Source organism: Eubacterium ruminantium (assembly GCF_900167085.1).
Taxonomy (GTDB): domain Bacteria; phylum Bacillota; class Clostridia; order Lachnospirales; family Lachnospiraceae; genus Eubacterium_Q; species Eubacterium_Q ruminantium.
Map to the genome: position 1 here is coordinate 1 of NZ_FUXA01000025.1, position 13,002 is coordinate 13,002.

The 13,002-nt window shown below is 33.2% G+C and carries 34 protein-coding genes and 1 pseudogene; all 35 read right to left on the reverse strand.

What is annotated here, in order from left to right:
* A partial coding sequence (locus tag B5D25_RS12225; RefSeq protein WP_423230471.1) for a DUF7666 domain-containing protein occupies positions 1 to 389 on the reverse strand: 389 nt, incomplete at its 3' end.
* Positions 376 to 543, reverse strand: coding sequence for a hypothetical protein (locus B5D25_RS12935; RefSeq protein WP_159444180.1), 168 nt, complete (start codon positions 541 to 543; stop codon positions 376 to 378). The genes B5D25_RS12225 and B5D25_RS12935, both read right to left, overlap by 14 nt.
* Positions 512 to 892 (reverse strand): hypothetical protein, encoded by a 381-nt coding sequence (locus B5D25_RS12230; protein ID WP_078788246.1) that lies wholly within the window; start codon positions 890 to 892, stop codon positions 512 to 514. Before B5D25_RS12230 ends, B5D25_RS12935 begins: the two co-directional genes overlap by 32 nt.
* A gap of 136 nt (positions 893 to 1,028) precedes the next feature.
* Positions 1,029 to 1,259, reverse strand: a complete 231-nt coding sequence (locus B5D25_RS12235; RefSeq protein WP_078788247.1) for a hypothetical protein — start codon at positions 1,257 to 1,259, stop codon at positions 1,029 to 1,031.
* On the reverse strand, positions 1,256 to 1,786 hold the full coding sequence (locus tag B5D25_RS12240; protein ID WP_078788248.1) for a hypothetical protein: 531 nt from the start codon (positions 1,784 to 1,786) through the stop codon (positions 1,256 to 1,258). Before B5D25_RS12240 ends, B5D25_RS12235 begins: the two co-directional genes overlap by 4 nt.
* Positions 1,783 to 2,076: a hypothetical protein gene (locus B5D25_RS12245; protein WP_078788249.1), complete on the reverse strand. Its 294-nt coding sequence runs from the start codon at positions 2,074 to 2,076 to the stop codon at positions 1,783 to 1,785. The genes B5D25_RS12240 and B5D25_RS12245 overlap by 4 nt, the downstream gene beginning before the upstream one ends.
* 2 nt (positions 2,077 to 2,078) lie before the next feature.
* A complete protein-coding gene (locus B5D25_RS12250) occupies positions 2,079 to 2,414 on the reverse strand; it encodes a hypothetical protein (RefSeq protein WP_078788250.1) in 336 nt (111 codons plus the stop codon).
* Positions 2,415 to 2,416: 2 nt separating this feature from the next.
* Complete coding sequence (locus B5D25_RS12940) at positions 2,417 to 2,578, reverse strand: hypothetical protein (RefSeq protein ID WP_159444181.1); 162 nt, start codon at positions 2,576 to 2,578, stop codon at positions 2,417 to 2,419.
* Positions 2,575 to 2,781: a hypothetical protein gene (locus tag B5D25_RS12255; protein ID WP_078788251.1), complete on the reverse strand. Its 207-nt coding sequence runs from the start codon at positions 2,779 to 2,781 to the stop codon at positions 2,575 to 2,577. Before B5D25_RS12255 ends, B5D25_RS12940 begins: the two co-directional genes overlap by 4 nt.
* Positions 2,782 to 2,894: 113 nt before the next feature.
* Positions 2,895 to 3,143 (reverse strand): hypothetical protein, encoded by a 249-nt coding sequence (locus tag B5D25_RS12260; RefSeq protein WP_078788252.1) that lies wholly within the window; start codon positions 3,141 to 3,143, stop codon positions 2,895 to 2,897.
* 436 nt (positions 3,144 to 3,579) lie between these two features.
* Positions 3,580 to 4,572 (reverse strand): tyrosine-type recombinase/integrase, encoded by a 993-nt coding sequence (locus tag B5D25_RS12270; RefSeq protein WP_078788254.1) that lies wholly within the window; start codon positions 4,570 to 4,572, stop codon positions 3,580 to 3,582.
* 13 nt (positions 4,573 to 4,585) lie between these two features.
* The gene (locus B5D25_RS12275; RefSeq protein ID WP_143000673.1) at positions 4,586 to 5,122 is read right to left on the reverse strand and encodes a hypothetical protein; all 537 of its coding nucleotides are present in this window, start codon (positions 5,120 to 5,122) and stop codon (positions 4,586 to 4,588) included.
* A 16-nt stretch (positions 5,123 to 5,138) separates the two neighbouring features.
* Positions 5,139 to 5,840 (reverse strand): hypothetical protein, encoded by a 702-nt coding sequence (locus B5D25_RS12280; RefSeq protein WP_078788256.1) that lies wholly within the window; start codon positions 5,838 to 5,840, stop codon positions 5,139 to 5,141.
* A gap of 15 nt (positions 5,841 to 5,855) precedes the next feature.
* Positions 5,856 to 6,083: a hypothetical protein gene (locus tag B5D25_RS12285; protein ID WP_078788257.1), complete on the reverse strand. Its 228-nt coding sequence runs from the start codon at positions 6,081 to 6,083 to the stop codon at positions 5,856 to 5,858.
* A gap of 25 nt (positions 6,084 to 6,108) precedes the next feature.
* On the reverse strand, positions 6,109 to 6,429 hold the full coding sequence (locus B5D25_RS12290) for a hypothetical protein (RefSeq protein WP_078788258.1): 321 nt from the start codon (positions 6,427 to 6,429) through the stop codon (positions 6,109 to 6,111).
* A gap of 266 nt (positions 6,430 to 6,695) precedes the next feature.
* Positions 6,696 to 7,544 (reverse strand): GP88 family protein, encoded by an 849-nt coding sequence (locus B5D25_RS12295; protein ID WP_078788259.1) that lies wholly within the window; start codon positions 7,542 to 7,544, stop codon positions 6,696 to 6,698.
* A gap of 49 nt (positions 7,545 to 7,593) precedes the next feature.
* Positions 7,594 to 7,791: a hypothetical protein gene (locus B5D25_RS12300; RefSeq protein WP_078788260.1), complete on the reverse strand. Its 198-nt coding sequence runs from the start codon at positions 7,789 to 7,791 to the stop codon at positions 7,594 to 7,596.
* Positions 7,792 to 7,808: 17 nt separating this feature from the next.
* Positions 7,809 to 8,003, reverse strand: coding sequence for a hypothetical protein (locus B5D25_RS12305; protein ID WP_078788261.1), 195 nt, complete (start codon positions 8,001 to 8,003; stop codon positions 7,809 to 7,811).
* Positions 8,000 to 8,209, reverse strand: a complete 210-nt coding sequence (locus tag B5D25_RS12310; protein ID WP_078788262.1) for a hypothetical protein — start codon at positions 8,207 to 8,209, stop codon at positions 8,000 to 8,002. The genes B5D25_RS12305 and B5D25_RS12310 overlap by 4 nt, the downstream gene beginning before the upstream one ends.
* A 12-nt stretch (positions 8,210 to 8,221) precedes the next feature.
* Positions 8,222 to 8,377 (reverse strand): hypothetical protein, encoded by a 156-nt coding sequence (locus tag B5D25_RS12945; protein ID WP_159444182.1) that lies wholly within the window; start codon positions 8,375 to 8,377, stop codon positions 8,222 to 8,224.
* Position 8,378: 1 nt separating this feature from the next.
* Positions 8,379 to 8,627 (reverse strand): hypothetical protein, encoded by a 249-nt coding sequence (locus B5D25_RS12315; RefSeq protein ID WP_078788263.1) that lies wholly within the window; start codon positions 8,625 to 8,627, stop codon positions 8,379 to 8,381.
* Between the two features lie 15 nt (positions 8,628 to 8,642).
* A complete protein-coding gene (locus tag B5D25_RS12320) occupies positions 8,643 to 8,831 on the reverse strand; it encodes a hypothetical protein (RefSeq protein WP_078788264.1) in 189 nt (62 codons plus the stop codon).
* Between the two features lie 29 nt (positions 8,832 to 8,860).
* Positions 8,861 to 9,151 (reverse strand): hypothetical protein, encoded by a 291-nt coding sequence (locus B5D25_RS12325; protein ID WP_078788265.1) that lies wholly within the window; start codon positions 9,149 to 9,151, stop codon positions 8,861 to 8,863.
* A gap of 12 nt (positions 9,152 to 9,163) precedes the next feature.
* On the reverse strand, positions 9,164 to 9,358 hold the full coding sequence (locus B5D25_RS12330) for a hypothetical protein (RefSeq protein WP_078788266.1): 195 nt from the start codon (positions 9,356 to 9,358) through the stop codon (positions 9,164 to 9,166).
* Positions 9,359 to 9,372: 14 nt separating this feature from the next.
* Positions 9,373 to 9,861, reverse strand: a complete 489-nt coding sequence (locus tag B5D25_RS12335; protein ID WP_078788267.1) for a hypothetical protein — start codon at positions 9,859 to 9,861, stop codon at positions 9,373 to 9,375.
* A gap of 88 nt (positions 9,862 to 9,949) precedes the next feature.
* Positions 9,950 to 10,168, reverse strand: coding sequence for a hypothetical protein (locus B5D25_RS12340; protein WP_078788268.1), 219 nt, complete (start codon positions 10,166 to 10,168; stop codon positions 9,950 to 9,952).
* A gap of 13 nt (positions 10,169 to 10,181) precedes the next feature.
* Positions 10,182 to 10,379 (reverse strand): hypothetical protein, encoded by a 198-nt coding sequence (locus B5D25_RS12345; RefSeq protein ID WP_078788269.1) that lies wholly within the window; start codon positions 10,377 to 10,379, stop codon positions 10,182 to 10,184.
* A 10-nt stretch (positions 10,380 to 10,389) separates the two neighbouring features.
* Positions 10,390 to 10,584 carry a hypothetical protein gene (locus tag B5D25_RS12350; RefSeq protein WP_078788270.1) on the reverse strand — a complete coding sequence of 65 codons (195 nt, stop codon included), beginning with the start codon at positions 10,582 to 10,584 and terminating at the stop codon, positions 10,390 to 10,392.
* Between the two features lie 18 nt (positions 10,585 to 10,602).
* On the reverse strand, positions 10,603 to 10,956 hold the full coding sequence (locus B5D25_RS12355; protein ID WP_078788271.1) for a hypothetical protein: 354 nt from the start codon (positions 10,954 to 10,956) through the stop codon (positions 10,603 to 10,605).
* 1 nt (position 10,957) lies between these two features.
* Positions 10,958 to 11,179 carry a hypothetical protein gene (locus B5D25_RS12360; protein ID WP_078788272.1) on the reverse strand — a complete coding sequence of 74 codons (222 nt, stop codon included), beginning with the start codon at positions 11,177 to 11,179 and terminating at the stop codon, positions 10,958 to 10,960.
* A 13-nt stretch (positions 11,180 to 11,192) separates the two neighbouring features.
* Complete coding sequence (locus B5D25_RS12365) at positions 11,193 to 11,429, reverse strand: hypothetical protein (protein ID WP_078788273.1); 237 nt, start codon at positions 11,427 to 11,429, stop codon at positions 11,193 to 11,195.
* Between the two features lie 18 nt (positions 11,430 to 11,447).
* Positions 11,448 to 11,816 carry a hypothetical protein gene (locus tag B5D25_RS12370; RefSeq protein WP_078788274.1) on the reverse strand — a complete coding sequence of 123 codons (369 nt, stop codon included), beginning with the start codon at positions 11,814 to 11,816 and terminating at the stop codon, positions 11,448 to 11,450.
* 14 nt (positions 11,817 to 11,830) lie between these two features.
* On the reverse strand, positions 11,831 to 12,391 hold the full coding sequence (locus tag B5D25_RS12375) for a hypothetical protein (RefSeq protein WP_078788275.1): 561 nt from the start codon (positions 12,389 to 12,391) through the stop codon (positions 11,831 to 11,833).
* A 15-nt stretch (positions 12,392 to 12,406) separates the two neighbouring features.
* Positions 12,407 to 12,730 (reverse strand): hypothetical protein, encoded by a 324-nt coding sequence (locus B5D25_RS12380; protein ID WP_078788276.1) that lies wholly within the window; start codon positions 12,728 to 12,730, stop codon positions 12,407 to 12,409.
* Positions 12,731 to 12,732: 2 nt separating this feature from the next.
* Positions 12,733 to 13,002 (reverse strand): annotated as a pseudogene (locus tag B5D25_RS12950) (hypothetical protein); the annotation flags it as partial.

Genomic DNA, 13,002 nt, shown 5'->3' on the forward strand with positions numbered 1-13,002 from the left:
TTGTAACCCGTTGCCGAACTTGCTCCTTTGTAACCCGTTGCCGAACTTGCTCCGTAGTCCTTATTTGATTTAGATTCCGATTTAGTTCTAGAAACCGTAAAGTTTATTGCTGCCTTTACAATTTCAGCTATCGAAAGTTTTGCACCAATCTTTATTTTCGTACTTGCTATTTTTGAATCATCAGAATGTCTTGAAATTTCCCCATCCTGTTCCACTTCACAATAAACACTATCGTTTGGACTATAATAGCCGAAACAATCCAACGGATATTCACAAGCATGAAATCCGGTTTCACAAGCCACCGCTTTTTCTGTTTCATATTCCTTTCCAACTTCATACTGAAAATCTCGACATGTCATATCTTTTTTAAATCCTTTAAATGTCTTCATAATGTTTTTCCTCCTCAATTATATTTCTTAAAATCTTGATATATTTTAATGGTTCCTTTTTAATTTCTTTTTCCAATCTATCTGTTGTCCAACACCAGTATTCTTCAAAATCATATGTAGAGTCATATACTGTTTTTCTTACCCATTCTAACAATTCCTTCTTCTTCCTCACTTTTCCCAATCAATCTATTATACTCATCTATCCATTGTTGGGCACTGTATTTGCTATGTTTTATAATTTCCTCTTGAATTGGTTGCCACGAACCACCACATAGTTCTTTATAGTATTTTCGGAGGTTGTCGGCATATACTCTTGAAAAATGTCGTATACGAGGAGATATATCTATAAATGCTTCTGTTTTGTCCCACGGACTTCTAGCATCTGTCAGGGTTCTGTCATATACCTCTGTTTTTGCCATATATTCACAAGCCATTTTGTACGTTTCTGTAGCTTTTACAATGTCTGCAAACCCAAATAAATTGTCAAAATAGTATTTATTCATTCCTGATCCTCACTTTCTGTCTTTGTCCAATATTTTTTCTTCAGGAATTCTATGACACACTGCTTTGCTGTTCCAAATCCTACGCAGAATCTATCGTCAATTTCATCAATGAAAGAATCTTCGCATCCTATTCCTTTTAGATATTCTTTGATTGACTCAAGGCTATCCTTTGGTTTTGCATATATATATATGACGGTATTATTTCGTCAATATCCAAGTGTGGTGTGGTTGTACATTCCTCATCAAGTGCCTTAATAGCAAGATTAAGTGCTTCAGTAATTATTAAATTAGTAATTATTTTTCCATTTCCTCTTGATGGTTTTGGAAGCATTCTTTCTATTATCATTTTTGCTTCTTTATTCGTCATTTCGCCGCCTCACTTTCTGCCTTTAGTGTTACTGGTGGCAACTCATTATACATATCATCTATAATCCTCGAAAATATATCATAAAGTTCATCATCATTGAGTCTGTCGAGCCTTTCATATAGGAATTGCTTTGCCTTCTCTCTGCTGATACAGTCTTCACAAAGCTGTTGCTCTAATGATTCTATGTCTGTAATCCTCTTTATTAAATAGTCAGTTGCGTTTGTATATCTATACTCTCCGCTGCCAATCCAACAGTTGATCTGCTCATACACCGCTTGTCTGCTTATCGAATTCTTGCGTATAGGTGTTACAGATGGCAACTCATTTATCGCCTTGCACACAGATTGATAATTACTATTTGATATAAGCACTCCTTTTTTTGCAAGACCAAGGACATCTGCCCTGCTGATACAATCCTCGCAAGGCTGTTGCTTTAATGCCTTGATTGCCATTTCCACCGCTTCAAGATTTCCATAAGTACACTCATTCATATCCTTAAAAAATGCTATTGCTTCTTCTATCGTCATACTTCCTCACTTTCCGTATCTGCTTTTATGATTGTTTTTGCATTAATGACCGTTTCTTCGTGTATGATGTTAAATGTATCACCATCAAAATCTTCAAAACGTATTTTCTCTTTAAGTAACTCATTGGCATCAATCAAATTTCCATGTCCTTTTGGAAGTGGTGTGCCATTCTTAATCGCGTGTAACATACATTCTTTGCTTGATATGTTTGCAAAAACTGTCTCATCGGATTTTACTATCCATCTGTATTCATCTTCTGGTATCTTAATCACTAACTCTATATTCGCCATATTCATCCTCCAAATCTACTATCATTAAACGGATTCTCTAATTCATTATTAGAAAGCTTATCTGCTTCTATGATTGGCTTTGCATCATCAATACTTGCCTCATAGATTATTCTATGAATATCTCCATTCCATTCCGTAGTTGTATATACTTCTTTCTTTAACTCTCTGCGGTCAATCAAATCTCCGTGTCCTTTAGGAAGCAGTGTGCCTTTTTTGATTGCGTCTGCAATAGTGGCTTGAAAGCCTCGTACAATAGTTCTTGGTGTGTCATTCTTCCCATCAATAATGCCTTGTGCAATATCTTTATCGAGTTTAATTACTAACTCTATATCTGCCATATTCATTCCTCGCTTTCATCTGATTCAATCCACTTTTTGTAACATTCTTTAAAAATATCTTTAGTTATTACAACCTCAGTTTTATAGATGTTTTCTCCCACTTCAGGTATAGGTGTAACTTTGATAACAGCATCATCGTTAACTCCAAAATATGGTTCGTTCATTCCTTCTCCTCGCTTCCTGTTTTGAATGGTGCGTTCCACCAATCAATGTCTACTTCCAATTCATCATCACCAATATATAATGTGCATTTGTTATCACTATCTATATAATTACTTTTCCACGCATTTGGAAACATAGCCTTTATCATATCTCCGTTTGTTGCATCTTTAGGAACACAGACCTTAACCTCGATCACTTCTGTCATTTTTTCCCTCACTTTCTGCCTTGTTTGCATATCTACATTTTGAGCAAATGAAGTTATCCTGATTGTTAAATTGCTTTCGATTTTTCTTGTTACCGCACTGATAGCAGTGCCAGTTATATTTTCGCTTCATTTCCTACCTCACTTTCTGCTCTGTACTTATCAATTATTTCGAGCGCCATACTCTTAATATCTCCCCTTGTATAGACCGCAAGTAGTTCAATCTGTTCTACCTCTGCTTTTATCTTGTCAAGAATAGTTATAGGTATTAGTTTAATGCCATCTAATGTTATATCTTTACCGCCATGCCAACTTTCATAAGCAGTTTCATAACATTCAAAGGTTTCGTTACTTTCAATTTTCATTTCTTTCCCTCACTTTCGCCTTGCAAATTTTCTAACTCTTTTTCTAACTTAGCAATTTCATTATAATTATACCGTTCGGAGACTCGTGACTTCAGTCATGAGAGGAGAACGGCTTCTCCTTTCTGTTAACATGTTTCTTCTACTTTCTAATCTTTTAAGATATTTATCTCCGCAAACATAATGTTTGCAATTCTCGCAATCTCTTTTAATTTCTTCCATTTTTGCCCCTTTCACATTTTTATGTTGTTTTCTTTGAATATCCGGCGAATTAACGGTGTGCAGCATGTCTTGGGGATTGCCACCGTATTCCCCTCTTTACCTTTCCAAATATAATGTCCGTTGTAACGAACAAATGTATAATTGTTTTCTTTTAAGATGTGATCAATTTTTCGCATCGGTATACTTCCTTTTCCGTGTGACATTAATTTCCTCCTTGTTATACAAGTGAATCTAAGATGTTCGCAGCTTCTATACGTTTTTCGTCGCTGACTTTTGCATACTTCTGAGTATTTCTAATATTTTTATGACCTAACTGTTGCTGAACGAGATAAATATCTCCAGTCTTATCATAAAGTCTAGTTGCACATGTTGCTCTCATTTTATGTGGTGTAATATTTTTATTGATATTATACGTATTTCTTTTTATTATTTGCCTTACACATTCTGTAGTTATTCTTTTCTTTTGATTTGAAATAAACAATGCCGAACAATTATCTTCGTCGATTATATTTTTTCTGTCTTTGATCCAATTTAACAACTGTTCTTCGACTTTGTTTCCTATATAAACATATTTTCCGACACCGCCTTTTTCAATTACCCTTATTTTATGTTGAGATAAATCTAAATCTTTTAAATTTATTTGTACAATAGCGCCTACTCTTAATCCTGTAGAACATCCCAACATAACTATAGACAAATCTCTATTAATCCATTTTTTATTTCTTTCAATAGATCTATGAGTACCAACACCATTTTTTATATTATTCTCCAATGTCCTGATCTCTTTTACATTCATTGCAACTATTTCTTTTTCAAACACATCTTTAGGTGGTTTAACTCTTTTGCACGGATTATTGTCAATATATCCATCATCTATAAGGAATTCGAAAAAATTTGAAACAGCATACAGTTTTGTTGCTCTAATACTTGCACTATTTTCCTTTCCATTTGTATATCTTATATATTCCATAAATTGATTTATATGACTAGGATGTACGTCTTTAAAAATATTCTTATTTGTGACATCCAATTTAATTTCATCCTTTAAAAAATTTAAAAATGTAATTACATATCCTAAATATGCTTTTTTTGTTGTTATTTCTTTAGATATAAATGAATGAGAATAATCATGTAAAATATCAGGCTTTCCAATCAACATCCGGTTTATTACATTTTCTTTTCTTATTTCACTCTCTTTTCTTCCGTTCATAATAACCCCTCCTTCAAATTCTATATCCTAATTTTCTTAAAGCATCTTCTACAACATCCAACCATTTGCCTTCTTTTGCATTCATAATATCCTTTCCCATCCCCACACATTTACACAGCCAAATCATGTCACCAAATGTTATTTCATCGGGATTCTTTATCATTTGCTCGGCTATTTCAAAAGCTTCAGCCATATCTTCTCCTACATAAGACATATATTCCTTTGGAGTATTTGGTTTTTCTGTTTGTATACGTTCTGAATTTACTTTACAAATACCAAACATAATTTCTGTTCCATCTTTGAAATATATATTGTAATATTCTCCTTCAGAAAAATTTATACTTTTATAATCTTCTATATTGGGATGTGCACTTTTCTTTTCTATTACATTATATGTTCCATCTTCATTCGGAATATAATGTTTTTTCCATATCTTTTCATATAAATTACATAGAAAAATATAGCTCGATTTTTTATTGTCAAACACCCATGTCTTGCACATACTATAATCTTCTAACTCCATCAATGTCACAGAATATAGTCCATCCATTTTTTCACATCCTTTCTTAATTATATATTTTTTCATTTGCCAGATAGAACGCTTCTTTGTCTTTAGCATATTCATTTCTATTTCTAGCAACAAATCCACCCTTATCTTGCTCATTATTAAAGAAGTCTATAAAATCTTTATATTTATCTTTACTATTTGGATCTTTTTCTATTTGGCGATCTGACACCGAAGCAATTTTACCATCAGATATTTTTAAATAAAAGTATGCACTATCAAAATCTCCAATAATTCCTTTTTTTGAAAAATCACTTTTTCGCATTGTGATGTATCTTTCAAAATATAACTCTCCTGTGTGTACATCTCTAAATACTGTACCGGGGATCCCCCAACTCTTATATCTTAGTTCTGAGTTTGAATAAGTCCAATATTTATAAAATACTGCTTTAATATGTGGATTTTTTCTTTTTATTTCTTCAGATTTTTTTATTCTTTTTTCTTCAGATAAATTTCTAACCTGCTGTGTTTCTAAGTCTTTAACATATAAATCGTCATTTTTTCTGTATATAGACATTATATGATTAGTGGTTAAATCTCTTGTTCTACCTTGGGCATCTTGATATGTATGTGTTCCGTGATCTCTTCCTTCATTATACTCTTTCCATCCTTTTTGTCTATAATACTCATTATCAATCGCCCTCTTAGTTCCACTTATTGAAATACCTATTAAGTTAGCTATAGTATAAAAAAGACCAAACATTATCATCCCTCCTTTTTATTCTATATCATAAATAAGATCTATAATTTCATCAATTTTATCTATTATTTCAGATAAAGTATCTACATTTTCTTCCATTTGCATACCTCGTTGAGTTTGTTGCAATCCTTCTGTTAAGTTATCGAAACAATGTTCTTCCTCATTCATTACATCCATAAAAATCTTTTCTACAGATTTTAATAATGCTTTACCTTCATATATTTTATATCTTCTTGCTTTATTCATATTCTCGTCTCCTTTTATAATTATATTATACGTTTAAATTATTATCAATAACTTTTTTATACATTTTTTCTGCTTTTTTAATTCGTTCCTTTTCAACCTTATCATAACCTCCTATCATGTCTGCGAAAATGTCCATTTCGGCATTTAGATTTCCCAAACTCTTACCAATTCTGTCAACATGATCGCGAAGAACCGTGCTAGATTCTTTTCCATTATAATGATCCAACGTATATTTATAGTCGAGCATTTTTGTTGTCAAATTACACATACACTTAATCAACACGTCAAATTCTTCCGTTTCATTTTTCACTTCTGCGATTTCCCTAATCATATTTCTGTATTCCATAACAATTCCTCCTTTATAAATTGTTATCATTTGTGTGTAAATATACTTAAATGTGTTTATGTTACATTGTCTAACCAATATATCTTTGAATACTTCCAAAGTAGCTTACACTTTTTAGTATGTTTGAACATATATGACTATGTTTTTAGTTACTTAACAGTTAGTCCTTTGCTTTCCGGCAATATCTGTAAAATGTTGAATTGGCGTTTTTCTTTTCTGCAATTCCACACGCATTTCCGTTTAGTTTATTATTAATTTTTCCTTTCTTAGTGTTCGAAACATCCGACACACTTATTACAACTACTGAAACACTTTTTACACTTGTCGCAAGTGACGGCATGATTCATTTTACCGGCAGAATCATACGCTCCACACATGCTTGTTATTTCAATTCCCTTTGAGTAATACTTTTCTGTTGTCCAATCTTTGTCAACGAGGCAGAATGCGCGAATTTGAGGATGATCTTTCATTTCCAAATATTCTTCAATTCCGTATTCGTGCCAGATGCTGATGTTTATATATAAGTTTGCTGGAACTATGGCATTTATAAGAGCCTTTCTTACTGCTTTATAATTCTTTGTATAAACATAAAATATTGTTTCAGAATGTCTTTTGGCTAATTCACACCACATGGCGAGATCCTCATAGCAAGTGAATTCGCCCGACTCATTAATACGAATAACGCCAAGTTTGTTTTTCATATTTGTTAGCTGCGAATCAAGCGAAAGTAGTAAATCTTTACGAAACATTGTCATGGCAATGGTTCTGTATGCGTGTCCAAGTTTTACAGAACATTTATTATTTAAGATGTCGCCAACCGTACCATCTTCATTTCGCTTAGTATATTTTACATATGATTTTGCCACATAACAGGCAGAGCATTTGGGATTTTCAGGATTAAAACATCCTTTGCAAAATTCCCCGCAAGTTCCCCGGACAGTTACGTCAAGTTCCGGGATATACCAATTGCAATTACCAAAAAGCATTGCCCAACTTCCCATTTTGCCAAGTTTAATATTGTCAGCGGCTGTTCCTTTTTTAATTCGGGCTTTTTTCAGCACAAGTTTCTTTAACTCTTTAAACTTCTGATTTGTCTTTATTGTTGTCTTATCCATATATAGATTCCTCCTTAATTAAAAAAGATAGGTGCGAAATTGCACCTATCTACCATACTCTCCATTTAGTTTCATCAGTATAGTCGTATTGGATATTCCAACCATCTGCTATACGATGTTTTTCTTTATCATATAGTTTGCAGAAATGTCGATCCTCGTCGGACATTTTCTTGTGAAATTCGAACATTTCATTTAATGTTTCGAATTCCTTTGTGACGCTAGTTCCTTGACCTATGAAATAATTCATACAATCATCTCCTTTCACTAAAACGACTCTCCGGAAAGAATCTTATCGATAATACCTATTACAGATTTAATTTCATCCTGTTCTGATTCTGTAGCTCCTCCCGCCTTACTAAAACCTGAAAGTATTTCATGTAATACATTACTAGTTTCTATAATTCTCTCTTCATCATTTTTATTGTATGTTATTAATGTCACAATATCAGAACTTATCATATTAATTCCTCCTTTTCGATTCCATATACATCCAAGACACTGTCGATAATTTTATGAGTATATCCAATAATTCCTTCCCATTCCCAAAACCTATCCAAGACTTCGCCGGGAGTCATTCCGTCTATTTCATCATCCATTGAATTATCATCCCATTCAAGCCCAATATTCTGTCTTACATTTTTATAAATATACTTAGGGTATCTCATGTTAATTTCCTCCTACATTTCTTCACGATATACATCAACTATATCTTCATTACTAACACCCATTGATCTGCGACACATCGCTTTTGCCTGAGTCTTGTTTCGAGCGCTACATCTGTATCGGTAATGCATTCCGCCCGGCGACAAATAAACTACACAGTACAATTTCATATTATTCATCTCCTTCCTTTTGATACGCATCCAACACTCTATTAATAATTTTGTGCGTATATCCATCATCTTCTTCCTTTTCATACTTCAATACTTTCTCAATTGTATTTGCCAAACTTTTAATTATTTCATCTTGTTTAAAAGCATCTTCCGGATAGATAAATCCGTCCCGTATATCTAACTTTTCCTGAAAATGCAGATACACTTCATTTACCTTTTCGTCCAATAATTTAATTATTTCATCTGTCATATGAATTTCCTCCTTTTAATACTCTTCGCAAAACAGATCCTTTATTTCTCTAATCCAAGCAGTTCTTTCACTTGTTCCGGTTGTATCATACTTACTGAGAATTTCCTCTATCTTTGCCTGATCTTCGGCAGAAATTGCATCTGTTTCCCACACTTCAAAATCTTTATTTCCATAACACCAAACAAATCCACAAAGTTTACTCATATCGCCATCTCCTTTAATATATTTCTTGTTTATCCCACATAATAACATCCGTAGTAATCCAAACATTTTTCAACGTCTATTTCTTTTTCGATTGCTTCCGCTTCCGTGATAATTGGCTCTGTATAAAAATAATATTCATTCAATGGATAAGCACATTTATCTATTTCGCTATATTTCATTACATACCATCCCGAAACAAGGTCATCATCACAGCTCCACCAACGATCAATTTCTAACTCATAGCCCGCTGGAATGTAAGAATCAACAATTCTCAAATCTTCTAAAAACTCATTTTCATAATCATTAAAATTATTTTCCATATTCGCTACCTCCTAATCTAACATTGTATATACTACCCGTGCTGCATTTTCATACTCACGAATTGTATTTACTGCATATGGTTCAGTCTTTTTTATTAACCGTGCTTCTTCTTCGAGGAAAAGACTCACAAGTTCAATAATTTCATCCGGATCATCTATCATACACATTGATTTGCATTTCTCAATAAACCTCTCTCTTGCTTCCATAGTATCCTCCTTATCTAATCTTCTATTTTTTCAAGACGCATTAACGCATTTTTATACGCTTCTACCTGATCTTCAATAGTTCCGTATACATAACAGTCATTGTATGAACACCTACTTCCTTTTAATGGTTTTGGATATAATCCATCTCCTATACCAACGATAACTCTTTTACCTATCATAGTATTATTAAATCCATGTCTATTATTGAATCCTATGATTTCTTGATACATCTGTGCGATCCTTAAGTCGTCTTCGTTTTTAATTTCAACTAACGCATAATACCAGTCTTCATCAATAGCTGCCATAAAAAATTCAGAACCACTGTTACTGAGATCTATTCCTTCCATTTCCTTTATAACTAATTCCTTAAACCTATTCTTTATGACTACATTTGCCGTGTTTTCATATTTTTCACATTCCTCTTTAATTGTAAATCTTGTTCCGTCAAATGCTTCATATCCAACTGTTACCTCAATTATTTTATTTTCTTTTATTTCTACCATAATAAATTCTCCTTTAATGTTATATATTTATCTTTTTTAGTCGTGGGTTATTGACAAAACCACTTCCTTTCAAATTTTCCCTTTATTCTCATAGTCCGGAACTCTTTATTTTATTATCCCAATATTCCTTTAAATATATACCATGTCTCTTGTTACATTTTTTACACAATGTTATGCCAAAGTAACGGTTGTCGGTATATGGACATGGGTTAGGTATCTGTCCTGTGTAAATTACATCTTTCTTGTTTCCGCAGAACCAACATGTTAAGTTTGGTTTTCGTGATTTAATAGGTATTAATTTTCCCATATTGTTCCTCCCTTTATTTCCATCCATCTTTTATATTTCCGTAACAATTCCAATAAGTCATTGATATATGATATTCTTCCCCAAATATTTCTCTGATCTGTTTTAATTTCTTTTCAGCTTCGACTTCAAAAGTGTCAGGAAGTTGAATTTTACACCAATGAGTGCCGTTTTTTGCAACATTGATTTCATAGTTATTCGGTACACTTGCCATATTAATCACCTCAATTCCATATTGTTTCTGGGATATAACTATCCCCATCTACCTCGCCATATTTCTCAATACGGTCAATTAACCATTGTGGAGCTTCTAAATCATCATATCTGTCAGATCCGTTTAATGCTTCCTCTTTTAATTTTTCATACTGCTCGTCAGTTACTTCAACCGACATACCGACTCTCATCCATATTGATTTCATACTTTTTACTTCCTTTCTCTAAATTAATCCGTAATTTCTCAGGTTTTTATCTGCCCATTCCTCACGCTCTTCATCAACCATCCCATATGGCGAAAAATCCGCTGGTACATATCCTCTTTCCGAAAATTCTGTCCAAAACTCTTGCTCGTCCATATCGTTTTCACTTGCATATTCGCACCACGCTTCTAATTCATCAGCCGTATCAAAATCTTCTCTTGTTTGTAAAATACACATATTCTCATTAACTCTTGAAGTGACGAATGTGAGAAATTCATTATTATCACTAAACATTCCGTTGCTTCCATCATCAGCATAAATCCTCATATCATCTGGCAAATTTTCAATTAACTCTTTTAACTTTCTTATAGTCATATTAATTATCTCCTTTCAAAATATCATCAATTATACTAGCTATTTCCGCAGCTTCTTCAGGTAAATCATTTTCGCAATAATCACACCAATCATTCCAATCGTAATAACCGGCGTTATATCCAACATCAATTATCTCGTCAATGATCTGCACACCTCTTTCATCCTTTAAATTCGCTTTTACCATACTCAGTATATTTGCTAATCTATCCATATTTCTTTCCATATTGATTTCCTCCTTATTCATACTCATATATTATATTTCTATCTTCCAAAATTGTGTCTATATATCCCGTCTGTTCTTCGTTTATAAGCAAAACTTCAATTTGTTCAAAACCGGGAACACATGACAGAAAATAATCGTACCCATTCGCCCGTAAATGATTTTCAAGTTCCGCAAGTGCTTCATATTCATCATCAACATTTTCGTTGAAATTGAAGTCAATTGCCACATATTTTATTCTTTCATTATCCATATTTATTTCTCCTTTCTACTATATGAAATCCCTAATTGAACAACCCGGCGCATTCCAAGGGCAACTTGGACTGTAATCTCCGGCGGTTGCAGATGGTGTGTAATACTCATCTTCTTCTCTTTTTAACTCCACAAATTCCTTTTCCATTAGCCATTCTATATATTCTTTGCTTTCCGCTTCTTTTTGTTCGGGTGTTTTAGCCAATTCTTCTTTGAGCGACTTGATCCATTCGTCAATTTCATCATCTGTTATCCATCCTAATTTATAATACCGTTCCTCGTCATGTATTTGTTGTTCTTTTGTGTCGTATTTATTACCGCATTTCCGTAACAGTAACACGGCTTTAAGTATCTTTTGTTTTGTTTGCTCTGTTATTACAGTTACCATAATTACCACCCCACTTATGCTTCGAAATCATTTACTTTTTCATAACTCTCAATCTTTTTCGCCGTATCTTTTCTAATTTTTTCCATCTGCTTTGTTAATTCCTTTTCCAAATTTGATTCTATATTTGTTTTAATCGCTTCCCAATTTTCAATTAATTCAATAAAACTATTTTCCCAATATTTAGAATTACGCCTACTTATATTATTTGTTGCGTCTATATAATCATAATAATCATCATCTGATGGTTTTGATGATTCGTATGTACCTATCCACCATTTTATTGGATTTTCGGAATATTTATCATCATATAAACTAATACTCGCCCTATGCGTCTTGTATTTCTGATTAAAATGTATATCTGGTACACGACAACAAAACAATTTGTATCCAATATCCACGGTAATTTCTTTCCCATTTAATGAATCGGCGACTTCGTCAAGATAATTTCTTATCTTCGCCAAAGCTTCCTTGCGCTTCTTATTTAAGTCTTTATTTACATCTTTCGTTACTTTTTCCTGCATTTCTTCCATTTTTTCAAGTGTTTCCATCATTGCCTTAAGTTTTGATATAGCCATAATTACCACCTCCGATCACATATTTGCCGAATTAAGAAGAGCAATCGCATCTGCATCGAATTCACTATAACCCCATATGTCTCCACCTGAGATCCAATCTCCCTCTTCATCATACTCACTTTCCTCAACGTAATACTCTATTACTAAGAAATATTTTCTCGTATATACAATTGTCGTTTTCCTTTTGCCTAATTCTTCCATCGCTTCTTCAGGACTTGCAAAAGTTTTAACAAGTAACGGATTTTGACTGTAATTATATTCTAAGCAAATTCCCGGTTTTATTCGTTTTCTGTCCTTATATAATATTTCTGCACTGACTGCTTTTAATTCGTAAACCATATTTATCCCTCCCACTCAACTATTTTCCCATCTCTCATTGTGTACCATATATTTTCTTTATATTTCTTTCCGTCAATTTTTACCATTTTTGACGTTTTTAGTTTCCATTCTGATTCAGTCCAATAGTTATCATCATTACCAACCCAATCGGCAAGAACTATTCTTGAGCCTTTAACCCCTTTAGCTCTGCCTTTATATCCCCATGCAACGGCAATAGCGTAAGGATGATTGGCTTCTGCAGAACAACAGTAACCCGTTGCCGAACTTGCTCC

Excerpts from the sequence above, each read along its gene's own strand:
- B5D25_RS12230 (WP_078788246.1), bottom strand. The coding sequence starts at position 892 with ATGAATAAATACTATTTTGACAATTTATTTGGGTTTGCAGACATTGTA.
- B5D25_RS12235 (WP_078788247.1), bottom strand. The coding sequence starts at position 1,259 with ATGACGAATAAAGAAGCAAAAATGATAATAGAAAGAATGCTTCCAAAA.
- B5D25_RS12240 (WP_078788248.1), bottom strand. The coding sequence starts at position 1,786 with ATGACGATAGAAGAAGCAATAGCATTTTTTAAGGATATGAATGAGTGT.
- B5D25_RS12245 (WP_078788249.1), bottom strand. The coding sequence starts at position 2,076 with ATGGCGAATATAGAGTTAGTGATTAAGATACCAGAAGATGAATACAGA.
- B5D25_RS12250 (WP_078788250.1), bottom strand. The coding sequence starts at position 2,414 with ATGGCAGATATAGAGTTAGTAATTAAACTCGATAAAGATATTGCACAA.
- B5D25_RS12940 (WP_159444181.1), bottom strand. The coding sequence starts at position 2,578 with ATGAACGAACCATATTTTGGAGTTAACGATGATGCTGTTATCAAAGTT.
- B5D25_RS12255 (WP_078788251.1), bottom strand. The coding sequence starts at position 2,781 with ATGACAGAAGTGATCGAGGTTAAGGTCTGTGTTCCTAAAGATGCAACA.
- B5D25_RS12260 (WP_078788252.1), bottom strand. The coding sequence starts at position 3,143 with ATGAAAATTGAAAGTAACGAAACCTTTGAATGTTATGAAACTGCTTAT.
- B5D25_RS12270 (WP_078788254.1), bottom strand. The coding sequence starts at position 4,572 with ATGAACGGAAGAAAAGAGAGTGAAATAAGAAAAGAAAATGTAATAAAC.
- B5D25_RS12275 (WP_143000673.1), bottom strand. The coding sequence starts at position 5,122 with ATGGATGGACTATATTCTGTGACATTGATGGAGTTAGAAGATTATAGT.
- B5D25_RS12280 (WP_078788256.1), bottom strand. The coding sequence starts at position 5,840 with ATGTTTGGTCTTTTTTATACTATAGCTAACTTAATAGGTATTTCAATA.
- B5D25_RS12285 (WP_078788257.1), bottom strand. The coding sequence starts at position 6,083 with ATGAATAAAGCAAGAAGATATAAAATATATGAAGGTAAAGCATTATTA.
- B5D25_RS12290 (WP_078788258.1), bottom strand. The coding sequence starts at position 6,429 with ATGGAATACAGAAATATGATTAGGGAAATCGCAGAAGTGAAAAATGAA.
- B5D25_RS12295 (WP_078788259.1), bottom strand. The coding sequence starts at position 7,544 with ATGGATAAGACAACAATAAAGACAAATCAGAAGTTTAAAGAGTTAAAG.
- B5D25_RS12300 (WP_078788260.1), bottom strand. The coding sequence starts at position 7,791 with ATGAATTATTTCATAGGTCAAGGAACTAGCGTCACAAAGGAATTCGAA.
- B5D25_RS12305 (WP_078788261.1), bottom strand. The coding sequence starts at position 8,003 with ATGATAAGTTCTGATATTGTGACATTAATAACATACAATAAAAATGAT.
- B5D25_RS12310 (WP_078788262.1), bottom strand. The coding sequence starts at position 8,209 with ATGAGATACCCTAAGTATATTTATAAAAATGTAAGACAGAATATTGGG.
- B5D25_RS12945 (WP_159444182.1), bottom strand. The coding sequence starts at position 8,377 with ATGAAATTGTACTGTGTAGTTTATTTGTCGCCGGGCGGAATGCATTAC.
- B5D25_RS12315 (WP_078788263.1), bottom strand. The coding sequence starts at position 8,627 with ATGACAGATGAAATAATTAAATTATTGGACGAAAAGGTAAATGAAGTG.
- B5D25_RS12320 (WP_078788264.1), bottom strand. The coding sequence starts at position 8,831 with ATGAGTAAACTTTGTGGATTTGTTTGGTGTTATGGAAATAAAGATTTT.
- B5D25_RS12325 (WP_078788265.1), bottom strand. The coding sequence starts at position 9,151 with ATGGAAAATAATTTTAATGATTATGAAAATGAGTTTTTAGAAGATTTG.
- B5D25_RS12330 (WP_078788266.1), bottom strand. The coding sequence starts at position 9,358 with ATGGAAGCAAGAGAGAGGTTTATTGAGAAATGCAAATCAATGTGTATG.
- B5D25_RS12335 (WP_078788267.1), bottom strand. The coding sequence starts at position 9,861 with ATGGTAGAAATAAAAGAAAATAAAATAATTGAGGTAACAGTTGGATAT.
- B5D25_RS12340 (WP_078788268.1), bottom strand. The coding sequence starts at position 10,168 with ATGGGAAAATTAATACCTATTAAATCACGAAAACCAAACTTAACATGT.
- B5D25_RS12345 (WP_078788269.1), bottom strand. The coding sequence starts at position 10,379 with ATGGCAAGTGTACCGAATAACTATGAAATCAATGTTGCAAAAAACGGC.
- B5D25_RS12350 (WP_078788270.1), bottom strand. The coding sequence starts at position 10,584 with ATGAAATCAATATGGATGAGAGTCGGTATGTCGGTTGAAGTAACTGAC.
- B5D25_RS12355 (WP_078788271.1), bottom strand. The coding sequence starts at position 10,956 with ATGACTATAAGAAAGTTAAAAGAGTTAATTGAAAATTTGCCAGATGAT.
- B5D25_RS12360 (WP_078788272.1), bottom strand. The coding sequence starts at position 11,179 with ATGGAAAGAAATATGGATAGATTAGCAAATATACTGAGTATGGTAAAA.
- B5D25_RS12365 (WP_078788273.1), bottom strand. The coding sequence starts at position 11,429 with ATGGATAATGAAAGAATAAAATATGTGGCAATTGACTTCAATTTCAAC.
- B5D25_RS12370 (WP_078788274.1), bottom strand. The coding sequence starts at position 11,816 with ATGGTAACTGTAATAACAGAGCAAACAAAACAAAAGATACTTAAAGCC.
- B5D25_RS12375 (WP_078788275.1), bottom strand. The coding sequence starts at position 12,391 with ATGGCTATATCAAAACTTAAGGCAATGATGGAAACACTTGAAAAAATG.
- B5D25_RS12380 (WP_078788276.1), bottom strand. The coding sequence starts at position 12,730 with ATGGTTTACGAATTAAAAGCAGTCAGTGCAGAAATATTATATAAGGAC.